This window comes from Streptomyces sp. URMC 126 (assembly GCF_051386555.1).
Taxonomy (GTDB): Bacteria; Actinomycetota; Actinomycetes; order Streptomycetales; family Streptomycetaceae; genus Streptomyces.
The window spans coordinates 1-237 of record NZ_JBPQTX010001328.1; the positions used below are offsets into that span (position 1 = coordinate 1).

The window sequence follows — 237 nt, forward strand, 5'->3', positions numbered from 1 at the left end:
GTTCCCGCGATGTCGGGCATCGGCTGTTCTCATCCCTTCAGTGGAGGTGCCCCGTGCTGGGTCCCGTGCTCCTCGCCGCGTCCCGCAGCGACAGCATCCGCCGCATCGTCTCGGCCGCGCCGGTCACCCGCCCCGTGGTGGACCGCTTCGTCGCCGGCGAGCGGCTGGGCGACGCCATGGCCGCCGTGCGGTCGCTCGACGCCCGTGGCATGGAGGTCACCCTCGACCACCTCGGCG

At 73.8% G+C, this 237-nt stretch carries 1 pseudogene; it reads left to right on the forward strand.

Annotated elements, in window-relative coordinates:
- Window positions 1-53: 53 nt before the first annotated feature.
- Window positions 54-237, forward strand: a pseudogene (locus ACSNOK_RS36140) (proline dehydrogenase); the annotation flags it as partial.